This is a genomic window from Pseudomonas vanderleydeniana, from assembly GCF_014268755.2.
Lineage (GTDB): Bacteria > Pseudomonadota > Gammaproteobacteria > Pseudomonadales > Pseudomonadaceae > Aquipseudomonas > Aquipseudomonas vanderleydeniana.
Genome location: NZ_CP077093.1, coordinates 924,117 through 937,360 on the forward strand (window position 1 = coordinate 924,117; position 13,244 = coordinate 937,360).

A 13,244-nucleotide genomic window follows, 5' to 3' on the forward strand; every position below is an offset into this window, starting at 1 on the left:
GCGAATCGTCATTTTCATTCTTTAGACTGCGCGCAGCCTGGGTCCAGGCGGCGCTACCTGACTTCTTCTATAGGGGACTTCGATGTCCGTACGACGCACACGCAAAGACGATGGCAGCCAATGGACAGTTGCGGACAGCCGCAGTGTTTACGGGATTCGCCATTGGGGGGCCGGGTATTTCGCGATCAATGACGCCGGTCGCGTCGAGGTTCGTCCGAACGGCCCGAACAGTTCGCCCATCGATCTCTTCGAACAGGTCGATGAGCTGCGCAAGAGCGGCTTGTCCCTGCCGCTGCTGGTGCGCTTCCCGGATATCCTGCAGGACCGCGTGCGCCAGCTGACCGGTGCCTTCGACGCGAACATCGCGCGCCTGGAATACCAGAGCAAGTACACCGCCCTGTACCCGATCAAGGTCAACCAGCAGGAGGCGGTGATCGAGAACATCATCGCCACCCAGAACGTTTCCATCGGCCTGGAAGCCGGCTCCAAGCCCGAGCTGCTGGCGGTGTTGGCACTGGCGCCGAAGGGCGGCACCATCGTCTGCAACGGCTACAAGGACCGCGAGTTCATTCGCCTGGCGCTGATGGGCCAGAAGCTCGGTCACAACGTGTTCATCGTGATCGAGAAAGAATCCGAAGTGGAGCTGGTGATCGAGGAGGCGGCGTCCCTCAAGGTCAAGCCCCAGGTCGGCCTGCGGGTGCGCCTGTCGTCCCTGGCATCGAGCAAGTGGGCCGATACCGGCGGCGAGAAATCCAAGTTCGGCCTGTCGGCTGCGCAACTGCTGTCGGTGGTCGAGCGCTTCCGCGCGGCCGGCCTGGACCAGGGCATCCGCCTGCTGCACTTCCACATGGGTTCGCAGATCGCCAACCTGGCGGACTACCAGTACGGCTTCAAAGAAGCGATCCGCTACTACGGCGAACTGCGCAACCTCGGCCTGCCGGTCGACCACATCGACGTCGGTGGGGGCCTGGGTGTCGACTACGACGGTACCCACTCGCGCAACGCCAGTTCGATCAACTACGACATGGATGACTATGCCGGTGTCGTGGTCGGCATGCTCAAGGAGTTCTGCGATGCGCAGAACCTGCCGCATCCGAACATCTTCTCCGAAAGCGGCCGTTCGCTGACCGCCCACCACGCGATGCTGGTGGTGCAGGTGACCGACGTCGAGAAGCACAACGACGACGTACCGCACATCGAGAACCCGGAAAACCTGCCGGAAACCGTGCAGTGGCTGGTGGAACTGCTGGGCCCGACCGATATCGAGATGGTCACCGAGACCTACTGGCGCGCCACCCACTACATGAGCGATGTGGCCACCCAGTACGCCGACGGCAAGCTGACGCTGGCCGAGAAAGCCCTTGCCGAGCAGTGCTACTTCGCCGTGTGTCGGCGCCTGCACAACTCGCTGAAGGCCCGCCAGCGCTCGCATCGCCAGGTGCTCGACGAACTCAACGACAAGCTCGCCGACAAGTACATCTGCAACTTCTCGGTGTTCCAGAGCCTGCCTGACACCTGGGCGATCGGCCAGGTGCTGCCGATCCTGCCGCTGCACCGCCTGAACGAGGAACCGCTGCGCCGGGCCGTGCTGCAGGACCTGACCTGCGACTCCGATGGCAAGATCAAGCAGTACGTCGACGAGCAGAGCATCGAGACCAGCCTGCCGGTGCACGCGGTGAACGAAGGGGAAGACTACCTGCTGGGGATCTTCCTGGTCGGTGCCTACCAGGAAATTCTCGGCGACATGCACAACCTGTTCGGTGACACCGACTCGGTGAACATCTACCAGAACGCCGACGGCAGCGTGTACCACGCCGGTATCGAAACCCACGACACCATCGAGGACATGCTGCGTTACGTGCACCTGTCGCCAGAGGAACTGATGACCCACTACCGCGACAAGGTCGCCAGCGCCAGCATCAGCGTCAAGGAGCGGACCCAGTACCTCGATGCCTTGCGTCTGGGCCTGACCCGTTCTTCCTACCTGTCGTCTTGAAGTCGGGCAGATAGTTCCTGGGAAAGAGCCTTCTAAGTCAGGTGCTTTTTCCTTTGATCGTGTAGGCCTGGTCTGAATGTCGAAAACCCACCGTTCGCGGTGGGTTTTTTATTGCCTGAGCGCCAGGTGAGCGCTTCATTGATTCCGTGTTTTGCGTAGGTGGTTTCTTTAACGCCGGTTTGGCTCTCTACTCGCTCTTTTCTCTCGGAGAAAATCCCGGATCCAGCGTCGGGTGCAGAGAGGAAAACCCATGTTCGATCCAGCCAACCAGCCGTTTTTCCGCCTGGATGTCGCCGGTTTGTCCCGTCCCCTGGCTGTCACTTCCTTCAGCGGCCATGAGGCGGTCAGCGAGCTGTTCGCCTTCGAACTGGACGTGCCCGGCGAGACGATCAGGACAGACCCGGGCGGGTTGATGCATCGCCGTTGCTTCCTGCACCTGGGGGCGGCGGGCCAGGGGATTCATGGGCAGATCCAGGGCATCAACCTGCGCTCCAGCGGCCTGGCTCGCGGGCATTACCGCTTGTCCCTGGGGCCACGCCTGGGTGTCCTGGCACAACGCCTGCGTCGTCGGCTGTTCCAGCAGCGCACGGTGCCGGACATCATCGCCCAGGTGCTGGGTGAGCATGGCATTCGCGGCGATGCTTTTCATTTCGTCCTCAAGGGGCGTGGCCTCCCGCGAGCGTATTGCACGCAGTTCGACGAGTCCGACCTGGTGTTCATCCAGCGGCTCTGCGCCGAGGAAGGCTTGCACTTTCACTTCCAGCACTCCCGCGAGACCCATCGGCTGGTCTTCACCGATGGCCTGGGGGGCTTGCGTCGTGCCCGGGAAGCACGCTTCTGCCCGGAGGAGGGACCGGGAGTAGAGGATTTCCGGATCAGCCTGTCGGGGCAGGCTCGGCGGCGAGGCGGGCGCAGCCAGGAGCAGGCGCAGGGCGAAAGCGACCTGCCCGGGCTGCACTGCGCAAGCTTGCTGCCGTTGTCCGGGCACCCCTGTGCCGCCTGGAACCGCCTGTGGCTGCTGACGGCGCTGGAGCACCGGGGAGACAGCAGCCCGTTCGAGGCCGGGCGGCTGTTCTACCGCAACCTGTTTCGCGCCACGTCCTGGGAGGTCGCCTTGCGCTCGCCTGGTCGGCCTCCGAAACCGCGGTTGCCAGGGCTGTTTCGGGCCCGGGTGGCCGCTGGCGAACGTTGTGATGCGCAAGGCCGGCTAGCGGTGCAACTGCGGGTGTTCTACCAGGGCGAGGGCGCCAGGCCGGATGTCTGCCGGCTGCCGCTCGACCGTTCGGCGCTGGTCGACGTCGACGGGTTCGTGGCCGGGCTGGAGGTTGGGACGCCGGTATGGGTGCGTTTTGCCGATGGCGATCCGGACCGGCCACGGATCGTCGGGCGGGCCGACACCCTGTCGTCGCCTGCGCCGATGGTTGGCACGGACGACTCTGCTGTTCCGCTATTCGAGTGGTTGCGTACGGGGCACCCGCTGGTGCTGATCGGCCCGCCAGCATCGGCTGGTCGTTCCAGTTCCTGCAGCCGTCGGGACGGTTTGTCGTGAACTCGAGTGATACCTGGCTGCTGCTGGATATCCCCGCAGCGCCTGGTCTGGTGGCCGCGTTGCAGGAGCGCTACGCGCATTACGAAAGCTACCCGCTGTTCGAGGACACCCCCTTCCACGGTGTGCGCGACTGGGGACCGCGCCTGCTCCGGTTGGCGGCGGATTGCCCGCTGGCGACGCTGAGCCAGACCCGGCCCGCCGCCTGGGGCGGCCTGTTCCTGTGCACTCGGGCACCGGCGTCCGCCCTGCTTGCGCACTTGCGGCGGATGCTGGTGGTACGTTTCGACGGTGCGCGCCTGGGCGCGGTCAGCTACTACAACCCGCAGACCGCCAGCTACTTCTTCGACGGCGCAGACAGTCTCGAGCTGAGTCGCTGGCTGGGACCGATCAACCTGCTCTACTGGTACGGTGGCACCTGGGCCGACAGGGCCAGCGGCAGCCTCGGTTGGCAACAACTGCTCAATCCGCGGCGGGAGGGGCCGGCTCTGGGGCCCCAGGAAACTCTCAGCGCGGCGCAGCAGCAGCGTTTGCAGGTGTGCCTGCTGGAGCGGCATGCCTACCAGTGGAGCCAGGCCAGCGGCCACGACTATGCCAGGACCTGGAGCCATCTGCAGGAGGGCATTGCCCAGGGCTTTCGCGACAGCGCCACCCTCGATGACTGGCTGTGGTTGCGTGCGCAGTACCCGGCGGCGGCCTTGCCGTCCGGCCTGTCGGGTGACACGCCGAGTGAGCGCCTGGAGAGTCTGCGCCGAGCCTGGACGCGGGCCCAGGGGTGAGGTGTCGGGCCAGCCTTCAGTGCGCCGGGTTATCGAACCAGCGGTCCTGGCGTTGCAGTTTCCAGGCATAGGCGCCCAGGGTCAGGCTGCGCAACGACATGAACAGCAGGAACGCGATCCACAGCCCATGGTTGCCATGGTGGCTCAGGGCCCAGGCGAAAGGCAGCGCGATCAGCACGCTCACCAGCATGGCGTCGCGCATCTCCCGGGCGCGGGTGGCGCCAATGAACAGGCCATCGAGCAGATAGCTCCAGACCGCGATCAGTGGTAGCACGGCCAGATAGGGCAGGTAGCCGAAGGCGGTGTCGCGCACGCTGGGGATATCGGTCTGCAGGGTAATGAACAGGTGCCCGCCGAACAGGAACAGCAGGGCGAAGCCGAGGCTGGCCAACAACGACCAGCCGGCGGCGACCACCAGCGAGCGGCGCAGGGTCTGGCGCTCGCCGGCGCCGATGGCATGCCCGCACAGGGCTTCCACTGCATGGGCCAGGCCATCGAGGGCATGCGCCGTCAGCAGCAGGCCATTGAGCAGCAGGGCGTTGGCGGCGACGGTGGCATCACCCAGGCGAGCGCCTTGCACCGTGATCAGGAAGAACACCGATTGCAGCGCCATGCTGCGGATGAAGATATCGCGGTTGACGGTCAGCAGTGGACGCCAGTTGCGCCACAGGGTCAAGGCGGCCCAGGCCAGTTTGCCCGGGTAGGTTCGCAGGGCCCCGCCGGTCAGGGCCAGGCCGAGCAGGGCCCCGCTCCATTCGGCGATCACCGACGCGCGTGCCGCACCGACCACGCCCCAGTCCAGGCCGAGCACGAACCACAGGTTCAGGGCGATGTTCATCAGGTTGGTGGTCAACAGGATCGCCAATGGCGCCCGGGCGTTCTGGGTGCCGAGGAACCAGCCGACCAGCGCGTAGCTGGCCAGCGCCGCCGGCAATCCGAGCAGGCGGGTGTGAAAGAAATCCAGGGTCAGCTGGTGCAGTTCGATCGACGGTTGCATGACCTCCAGCGCCAGGTGACTGAAGGGTAGGGCGATCACGCCAAGAAACAGCGCCAGCACCAGGCTCAGCAGCAGCCCCTGCAACAGGACCTGTCGCAGGGCGGCGCCGTCGCCGCGTCCGGCGGCCTGGGCGGCGAAACCGGTGGAGCCCATGCGCAGGAAACCCATGGCCCAGGCCAGGAAGATGTACAGGCTGGCACCCACCGCCACGGCGCCCAACTGGTGGGCGTGGGGCAGGTGGCCGATCACCGTGCTGTCGACCAGCGCCACGAGCGGAACGGAAATATTCGACAGGATCATGGGCGCGGCGAGCGCCCAGACGCGGTGGTGGGTCGGGCGGTCGCGCCAGTCAGCGATCAGGGTGGACATGCAGGCTCCTCGCAAGAGCATGCATTGTAGCGGCGGGTTGCGCAGCGGTCGTCAGTGAATGATCCAGCTCAACAGCCAGAGCCCGAGCAACAGCCAGATAATGCCGAGGACGATCGAGGCGCGCATGAAGGCGCGGATTGCCGAGTAAAGGAACATCAGGCCGACGATCAGCGCCAGGATGCTGATCAGCGAGGTGTCCATGCCCAGGGCCCGTGCCAGCCCGTCGATAAAGTTGCCTCCAGCGTTGGCCAACAGACTGAACAACCCGCTCAGGCCGTCGACGATGAAGCGGATCACTGACCCGAGTACCCGACCCAACCACTCGAAAAAGCCTTCTACCTGCATGTGCGTACCCTGATGAGCGTGTGGCGACGGATTGTAGCCTTTGGCCATGAAACTGGCAGGCAGTTCCCGCAAACATAGTGCTTGGGCGCTCGGGTCGTTCCGGGAAGAGGGGCCGGGGCAACCCGGCCACCAACCTAGAAGTCGTAGCGTACCTTGGCGGTGAAGGTGTCGGAGTCGAAACCGGTCTTGGCCACGTAGTTGTAGGAACCGCCGACGCTCCAGGCGCCCAGGTGGTAGGTGGCACCGACACCCAGCTCGTAGCTGTCACGTGCCGGCTTGGCGCCGCTGGTGGTGAACGGCGTGCCGCCGAGCACGAAGGTCGAGGTGGTGCTGGCCTGGTCGGCGATCAGGTCGTGCCAGGCCATGGCCTTGGCTTCCGGTTCCAGCGAACCCTGGCCCAGGTCGAAGGTCGAGGCCACGCGCAGGCCGGCACCGAGCTCACCGACTTCGTAACGCTGGCTGCCGACGCTGAGGGCCGCCGAACTGCCTTTTTCGCGATAGGCGTCCAGGGCCACGTTGGCGTAGCGGGCACCGACCTGTGGCTCCACTACCAGGTGACGGTCGATTCGCAGGGTGTAGCCGGCCAGGGCATTGAGCCCGAACAGGCTGCTGTCGTAGTCGGCCTTGGCCTGGGTTCCGGCGATGTAGCGTTTGGATGTGTTGTCGTTCCAGCCGAATGTGGCCGAGGTGTCGACGAACCAGTTGTCATGGGTCCAGTTGCCATAGGCGGTCAGGGCGTGGCCGGTGATGTCGGTCTTGTTGCCGCCGCTGGCCTTCACGTTGCTGTCCAGGTAGCTGTAGGCGATGCCGATCGTGGTGTCACGGTTGAACTGACCGTCGATGCCCACGGCAATCCCATGGCTGTTGGCGCTGTAGCCATCGACGCCATTGCGCATGTCCTGATCGGCGTCGCTGTTCAGCGCCTGGATCCAGACGCCCTTCTGCGCCACCTCGTCACCGGAAGACAGGCCGTTGCGGGCGGCGCCGGAGCGGTTGGCAATGACGTTGTTGACCAGTGTCTGACTGTTGGTCGCGGCATGCACGGCGCCCTGGTTCATTTCCGGACTCAGGGTTTCGGCGAGCTTGGCCAGCTCGACATCGGTGCCTGCATTGGCGAAGGCCTTGAACACCGCATCGCTCTCGGCGAGGTTGCCCATCACCGCGCGGGAGAACGGCTGGATCGCCATCGATGCATTGCGCGAGCCGCCGACGCCCTGGATGTTTTGGGCCACGCTACCTGCTTCCTTGCTGGCGACCACGGCCTTGACGGTAGTGCCATCGACGCTGTAGCTGTTGACGTTCAGCAGCGCCGAACCCGAGGTTACGCGGATGTTCTCGCCACCGACCAGTGTCCCGGAACTGAGTAGGGCGTACTCGGTGCCCTGGGCAGCAGTGCGGAAATCACTGGCGCGTGGTTGCAACTGGATGCGGGCGCCTGATTCGGCCTCGGTGGTGCCTGTGACCGTCAGGATTGGAGTGCTCGGATTGGTGTCGTTGGCCAGGAACAGTTGCAGCACCGCGGCGGAGTCCATGTCCAGGTTGCCGACGAATCGGGTCTGGGGTTTGTTCAGGGTCAGCGTGCCATGTCCGAGATCGATCCAGGTCGCCTGAAGGGTCGAGCCGTCGAACAGCGTGTTGCCATCGACGTTGGCGGAGAACAACCCCAGCACATCGCCCCTGATGGTGCCGCCGGTCCAGTTCAGCGAGGCGTTGTCATGTGCCTGGATTGCCGCAGTGCCACCTTCGATCAGGCCATCTTTCTGATTGATCTGCATGAAGGGGGTGCTGCCGCTCAGACTGGCGACATTGATCGCGATACCCTCTGCGGAAATAACACCGGTGTTGACGACACCGGCCTGGTCGAAGTTGCTCGGGGTTGCTGGCGGGAACCCGCTCTGTTCGATGTGGATGGCTTCGGCACCGAGACCGGTCGCGCGCAGGATGCCGCTGTTCTGGATGCCATTGAGCTGAGTGCCGGTGATATCGATGCCGCGCGAATTCAGACCGTTATTGCTTACAGTACCTGTGTTGATCAGCAGGCCACTTTGGGTGGCATCCTTGAGGATGATGCCCTCGGCGCTCTCACCGTTGGCAATGATCTTACCGCTGTTGCGGATGTCCCCGGTGATGTCGCTCTGCTCGAAGATTACTCCCCAGGCATTCTGGCCCTGCACACTGATGGTGCCGTCATTGCTGAAGTCGCCACCAACAGAGGGGCGGATCGAATGGCTGGGGTCGAAGTACAGGGCAGTTCCGTAGTCTCCCTCCACGGTGATCGATGCCTTATTGGTGAAGTTGCCAAGGACTGTAATGGCCTGCAGGTCACCGACATCGATATCGTCGAAGGGGGTGGCATGCCGGCTGGTGATGTTTCCGATCAGTGTGACATTGTTGAAGGTTTGTTGGTCGACGATGAAGCGACCCAGGCTCAGGTCGTGAGTCACATCGGACGCGGGAGCGGGAGTGGCATTGCTTGTCCCGGGGCAGGCTGCGGCAATGGCGAGCGCCAGCAGCGTGCGGCGCAGGTGAAGGTTACTCAACGGAATTGTCCTTCCATGGCGATCTGACAGGAGTTGGGCGTGGAACCGCCTTGTCAGGCGTCCATGCCGGCTGCGCAGCAAGGGGCTGCATTCAGCGGCCGCCAATCTACAGTGGCCATCACTATGATGCCACTGTTTCCTGCTAAAAATTGGCGTCAGAAAAAAGCGGGGGATCAGGAACCCACGACATGGATCCGCGGTTGCGGAAACAGGTTGTTGAGGGTTTCCAGCAGGCGTACGTGATAGATGGGCTTGCGGAACAAGTCCAGCACCTGCAGGCGCAGCATGTCGCTGACATCATCCATGTCGGCGTGGCCGGAGGTCACGATCACCGGCAGGTGCTGGCGTGAAGTGTGTTCGCGCAGGCGCTTGATCAGCGACATGCCGCTTTCCTCGGGCATGCGCAGGTCGGTGATGACCAGGGCGATGTCGGGGTGCTTGGTCAGGTGGAACAGGGCCTGCTTGACCGAGGTTGCGGTGAAGCAGGAGAACCCTTCGCCCTCCAGCAACTCGGCCAGCTCCAGGAGTGCATCCTCTTCGTCATCCACTAGAAGGAGCTGTTGGCGTGGGGGAATAGAGGAAGTCATGAACGAGTCCTGTAACTGCTTCGTTTGGTGAGTGTAGCGCCTCTTTGAGGGGGAGAGTAAAGCTGATGTTCAAGAGCCCGAAGAGGATGCAGTCAAGCCTGACGATATACTGTCAAACAGGCCCTTGATCTTTGTGCCGATCCCGCCCGACAGTCCTGCTATCACCACTGCAACCATCGCTGCCACAATCGCATACTCAATACCCGATGCACCCTCCTTGCGACTCATGAAAAGTTGAACCTGCACATACATCCTGAGAATGAAATCAAGGATCATCTGAATACTCCTTACGCCACGGAACGCTGTGCCAGCCGTCTTAACGACATGGTTTCCCTATGCCATCACAGCATCGTCAACAAAGCGGCGGGCAACAACTGTAAGAAAGAGTTAGTCATAAAGTATTAATCAGAAAGTTGGCGTCAATAAATGTCGGTTTTCTTTCTCCTTTACTTGGCTATTTTCAATTGGGTAATGGCGTTTTGTCCTAGCTGGGCTACCTTCAAATAGCGAAAAAGTTTATGTTCATAGCCGCCCGAATGTGATGATTCCGTGGGTCGCGCAGTAGGAAAGGGAGAGCCGTCATGAACAGTCGCGTCACCATGGGGCTGGCGGCCATCTTGTTGATCGCCGCACTGGTCGTCGGATTCCTGGGATTGAAACTCAGCCACCCGTCGGCGCCTGTGGCTCCGGCCGAGGCACCCATTGCTGCGCCCCAGCCTGTGGCCAGCGTCGAGGACCAGGCGCGTCAGCCGGTGGTGGTGCTGGCCCATGATGTGCCCCCCTTCGTTCCACTGACCGCTGCGGATCTCGTGATCGAGCGGCTGCGCATCGCCCCGCCCGGTAGCCTCGCCTCGCTGCAGGAGGCGGTCGATCGTATTCCCTGGCGGCCGCTGAAAGCCGGGACCTGGCTCAGCGACGAGAGCTTCCAGGCCGGTGGCACCTTGTCCCGCATGATCCGCTCCGACGAGCGGGCGCTGGCCGTCGCCGTGGACGAGGTGATCGGGGCCGGTGGGCAACTGACTCCTGGGGATTATGTCGATGTGCTGCTGTTCCTGCGCCAGGACGCCAGCAACCTGCAGCAGTCGGCCCAGGTGGTGATTCCAGCGATGCGCCTGCTCAGCGTCGGTGATCAACTGGGTCTGACCAATGATGGCAAGCCAGCGTCGGCGGCCAGTGCCACCGATCGGGCCGGCCAGGAGCTGCGTCGTGCATCGGCCCGGACCGTGGTGCTGGCGGTCCCCGAACAATTGTTGAGCCGGCTGATGCTGGCGACCCAGGTCGGTACCCTGCGGTTGGCGGTGCGCAGTGCTGACGAGCACCTGCTGCCCCGTTACTGGGCGGGCGAGAAAGTGGGGGCCGGCAACCTCAAGGCGGCCAGCGCCGAGCTGTTCCAGTTCAATCAGTTGGCCCTGGCCGGCTCGCCCAAGGGCCAGCCGCCGGTGGTCGAGAGCAGCGGGCGAGGCCAGTCGGCGGTGGTGATTCGTGGCAACCAGGTCAGTCAATCCACGCCCTGATCTGCCAGGAAGTGACGGACGGCTGGGGCCCGGCCGAGTGTCAAGCGAGTGGCCTGGGGCCTGTTCCCGGGGTGTTCTTCGGTGCAACGTACTGGATTATCGAAATGAGCCAGAGCCTGAGCCAGACTTTCCTGGCAATCACCCGTAACACCACCGACCTGGAGTGGCTGCAGGGCGCCTTGGCGCCGCTGGGCCAGGTGGTCAGTGCCGGTGGCAGTCTCGACGAGTTGCTGTCGCTGGTGGATGTCACCTTTGCCGGGCTGATTTTCGTCGGACTCGACCGGGACAACCTGGTGGCCCAGAGCGCTTTGATCGAAGGCTTGCTGGAAGCCAAGCCGATGCTGGCGATCGTTGCCCTGGGCGATGGCATGGATAACCAGCTGGTACTCAATGCCATGCGTGCCGGGGCCCGGGACTTCGTCGCCTATGGCTCGCGCTCCAGCGAAGTGGCCGGGCTGGTCCGGCGCCTGAGCAAGCGTCTGCCGACGGTCGCACCGAGTGCACAGATGGGCGGTTTCACCGTGTTGTACGGCGCCCAGGGCAACGCCGACGGCGCGCTGTTGTCCACGCACCTGGCGCTGGTGGTGCAAAAGAGCGGGCAACAGACCCTGCTGCTCGATCTCGGCCTGCCACGGGGCGACAGCCTGGCGCTGTTGGGCCTGGAAAGCTCGTTCCATTTCGGCGATGCCCTGCGGCACTTGCGCCGCCTGGACTCGACGATGATCGACAGCGCCTTTACCCGCACCGAAGAGGGGCTACGCATCCTCGCCTATGCCAGTGGTGACGAACCGCTCAAGCGCACCAGCGCGGCCGAGTTGTACATGCTGCTCAGCGCCTTGCGCCAACACTTCCAGCACATCATCGTCAACCTCACCGGACAGTCTGACAGCGAGGCCCTGCGGACCTTCGTCAGTCACTGCGACAAATTGCTCTGGTACACCGACCAGAGTGTGCTCGATTGCCGGCGCAACCTGACGATACTCAACCTCTGGCGTGAAAAGGGCATGAAGCTCGATCACGCACGCCTGCTGGTCGATCGCTACCTCAAGGGCGTCTCCCCGGACTCCGAAACCCTCGGCAAGACCTTCGGGCTCCCGGTGCTGTCGGTCCTGCCGTTCAATGCCGAGCTGCGCCTGAATGTGAAGAACCAGGGGCAGACGCTGTTCGAACTGGCCTCGCGCGAAGCCCTGACCCAGGGCCTCAAGGCCCTGGGCGAGCGCCTGGCCAAGCGCTCCGAAGGCCGGGCCAAGACCGCCGAGGGCTGGCTCAACCGGATCTGGGGACATAAGTGATGAGCGAAAAACTGTTCGGCGGCCAGAGCCGTGGGACGGCCGGCAATACCGACCACGAAGGGCTCAAGCTGGTGCTGCACCGCTACATCATCGATGCCATCGAGGAGTCGGGGAAAAACCTGCTGGAGGGTTCGCGCCAGGTCCTCTCCCAGTTCGTCATCGACAAGGTCGGCGAATACGTGTCGCGCCTGCACCTGGCGATCTCCCGCTACGAGATGGAGCGGCTGGCGGAGGAGATCGTCGACGAGCTGACCGGCTTCGGCCCGCTGGAGGTATTGCTGCGGGATCCGGCGGTCACCGAAATCCTGGTCAACGGGCCGCACCGGGTGTTTCTCGAGCGTGATGGCCTGTTGCACCAAAGCGACCTGCGGTTCATCGACGACCATCATGTGGAGCGGGTCATCCAGCGGATCCTGGCGCCGCTGGGGCGACGCCTGGACGAATCGTCGCCGATGGTCGATGCGCGAATGCCCGATGGCAGCCGGGTCAACGCGATCATCCCGCCGATCGCCCTGGACGGTCCTTGCCTGTCGATCCGGAAGTTTCGCAAGGACATGCTCAAGAGCAACGACCTGGTCGCGATGCAGACCATCGACCAGGCCATTTTCGAGTTCTTCCAGGACGCCGTGGGCAAGCGCTGCAATATCCTGATCAGCGGCGGTACGGGGACCGGCAAGACCACCCTGCTCAACATCCTCAGCCAGCTGATCGACCGCCACCAGCGGCTGGTCACCATCGAGGACGTCGCCGAGCTGCAACTCAACCATCCCCATGTGGTGCGCCTGGAAACCCGTCCGCCGAATGCCGAGGGCCATGGCGAGGTGAAGTCCAGCGACCTGATCCGCAACGCCCTGCGGATGCGCCCGGACCGGATCATCCTCGGCGAGATCCGTGGCGTGGAGGTGCTCGACGTGCTGACGGCGATGAACACCGGCCACGACGGTTCGATGAGCACGGTGCACGCCAACAACGCCCAGGACGCCCTGCTGCGCCTGGAGACCCTGGTCGGGCTGACCGGGCGCCAGGTCGCGGAGAAAACCCTGCGCCAGATGATCTGCGCGGCACTGGACGTGGTCATCCAGTTGACCCGCCTGCCCGATGGCCGGCGCGCTGTCAGCGAAGTGGTGGAAGTGGTGGGGGTACGTGACGATATCTATGTCACCAATACCCTGTTCCGCCTGGATCGTCGCAACGGTTTCAGCTTCCAGCGCGATGCGGTCAACCCGGCGGGTGACAAGTTGCGGCGCGAGTCGCACCTGACCTTCGACGATTGAGGAGG

General features: G+C 63.7%; 11 protein-coding genes. 6 read left to right on the forward strand and 5 right to left on the reverse strand.

Annotated elements, in window-relative coordinates; translation table 11 throughout:
- Nucleotides 1-82 precede the first annotated feature (82 nt).
- The 3 genes from speA (at nt 83) to HU752_RS04100 (ending at nt 4,321) form a co-directional block, all read left to right on the forward strand.
- Entirely contained in the window at nt 83-1,996 is a 1,914-nt protein-coding gene (gene speA, locus HU752_RS04090; protein WP_186685815.1) for an arginine decarboxylase, read from the forward strand.
- Nucleotides 1,997-2,246: 250 nt separating this feature from the next.
- Nucleotides 2,247-3,545, forward strand: a complete 1,299-nt coding sequence (locus HU752_RS04095) for a contractile injection system protein, VgrG/Pvc8 family (protein WP_186685818.1) — start codon at nt 2,247-2,249, stop codon at nt 3,543-3,545.
- The gene (locus HU752_RS04100; protein ID WP_186685821.1) at nt 3,542-4,321 is read left to right on the forward strand and encodes a DUF4123 domain-containing protein; all 780 of its coding nucleotides are present in this window, start codon (nt 3,542-3,544) and stop codon (nt 4,319-4,321) included. The genes HU752_RS04095 and HU752_RS04100 overlap by 4 nt, the downstream gene beginning before the upstream one ends.
- A 16-nt stretch (nt 4,322-4,337) precedes the next feature.
- Here the strand turns inward: HU752_RS04100 and HU752_RS04105 are convergent, their stop codons facing one another.
- The 5 genes from HU752_RS04105 to HU752_RS04125 all read right to left on the reverse strand — a co-directional run bounded on the left by HU752_RS04105 (nt 4,338) and on the right by HU752_RS04125 (nt 9,435).
- On the reverse strand, nt 4,338-5,687 hold the full coding sequence (locus HU752_RS04105; RefSeq protein WP_186685824.1) for an MATE family efflux transporter: 1,350 nt from the start codon (nt 5,685-5,687) through the stop codon (nt 4,338-4,340).
- Nucleotides 5,688-5,738: 51 nt separating this feature from the next.
- Nucleotides 5,739-6,032 carry a hypothetical protein gene (locus HU752_RS04110; RefSeq protein ID WP_186685827.1) on the reverse strand — a complete coding sequence of 98 codons (294 nt, stop codon included), beginning with the start codon at nt 6,030-6,032 and terminating at the stop codon, nt 5,739-5,741.
- Nucleotides 6,033-6,166: 134 nt separating this feature from the next.
- Complete coding sequence (locus HU752_RS04115; protein WP_186685843.1) at nt 6,167-8,572, reverse strand: autotransporter family protein; 2,406 nt, start codon at nt 8,570-8,572, stop codon at nt 6,167-6,169.
- Nucleotides 8,573-8,745: 173 nt separating this feature from the next.
- Nucleotides 8,746-9,159: a response regulator gene (locus tag HU752_RS04120; protein ID WP_186685846.1), complete on the reverse strand. Its 414-nt coding sequence runs from the start codon at nt 9,157-9,159 to the stop codon at nt 8,746-8,748.
- Nucleotides 9,160-9,228: 69 nt separating this feature from the next.
- The gene (locus HU752_RS04125) at nt 9,229-9,435 is read right to left on the reverse strand and encodes a Flp family type IVb pilin (protein WP_186685861.1); all 207 of its coding nucleotides are present in this window, start codon (nt 9,433-9,435) and stop codon (nt 9,229-9,231) included.
- A gap of 305 nt (nt 9,436-9,740) precedes the next feature.
- Between HU752_RS04125 and cpaB the strand changes: the two genes are divergently transcribed.
- From cpaB to HU752_RS04140, 3 genes are all read left to right on the forward strand, one after another.
- Nucleotides 9,741-10,673, forward strand: coding sequence for a Flp pilus assembly protein CpaB (cpaB, locus tag HU752_RS04130; protein WP_186685863.1), 933 nt, complete (start codon nt 9,741-9,743; stop codon nt 10,671-10,673).
- 104 nt (nt 10,674-10,777) lie between these two features.
- The gene (locus HU752_RS04135) at nt 10,778-11,965 is read left to right on the forward strand and encodes a CpaE/TadZ family protein (protein ID WP_186685865.1); all 1,188 of its coding nucleotides are present in this window, start codon (nt 10,778-10,780) and stop codon (nt 11,963-11,965) included.
- Nucleotides 11,965-13,239 carry a TadA family conjugal transfer-associated ATPase gene (locus tag HU752_RS04140; RefSeq protein WP_186685867.1) on the forward strand — a complete coding sequence of 425 codons (1,275 nt, stop codon included), beginning with the start codon at nt 11,965-11,967 and terminating at the stop codon, nt 13,237-13,239. Before HU752_RS04135 ends, HU752_RS04140 begins: the two co-directional genes overlap by 1 nt.
- Nucleotides 13,240-13,244 lie beyond the last annotated feature (5 nt).

Excerpts from the sequence above, each read along its gene's own strand:
- speA (WP_186685815.1), top strand. The coding sequence starts at position 83 with ATGTCCGTACGACGCACACGCAAAGACGATGGCAGCCAATGGACAGTT.
- HU752_RS04095 (WP_186685818.1), top strand. The coding sequence starts at position 2,247 with ATGTTCGATCCAGCCAACCAGCCGTTTTTCCGCCTGGATGTCGCCGGT.
- HU752_RS04105 (WP_186685824.1), bottom strand. The coding sequence starts at position 5,687 with ATGTCCACCCTGATCGCTGACTGGCGCGACCGCCCGACCCACCACCGC.
- HU752_RS04110 (WP_186685827.1), bottom strand. The coding sequence starts at position 6,032 with ATGCAGGTAGAAGGCTTTTTCGAGTGGTTGGGTCGGGTACTCGGGTCA.
- HU752_RS04120 (WP_186685846.1), bottom strand. The coding sequence starts at position 9,159 with ATGACTTCCTCTATTCCCCCACGCCAACAGCTCCTTCTAGTGGATGAC.
- HU752_RS04125 (WP_186685861.1), bottom strand. The coding sequence starts at position 9,435 with ATGATCCTTGATTTCATTCTCAGGATGTATGTGCAGGTTCAACTTTTC.
- cpaB (WP_186685863.1), top strand. The coding sequence starts at position 9,741 with ATGAACAGTCGCGTCACCATGGGGCTGGCGGCCATCTTGTTGATCGCC.
- HU752_RS04135 (WP_186685865.1), top strand. The coding sequence starts at position 10,778 with ATGAGCCAGAGCCTGAGCCAGACTTTCCTGGCAATCACCCGTAACACC.
- HU752_RS04140 (WP_186685867.1), top strand. The coding sequence starts at position 11,965 with ATGAGCGAAAAACTGTTCGGCGGCCAGAGCCGTGGGACGGCCGGCAAT.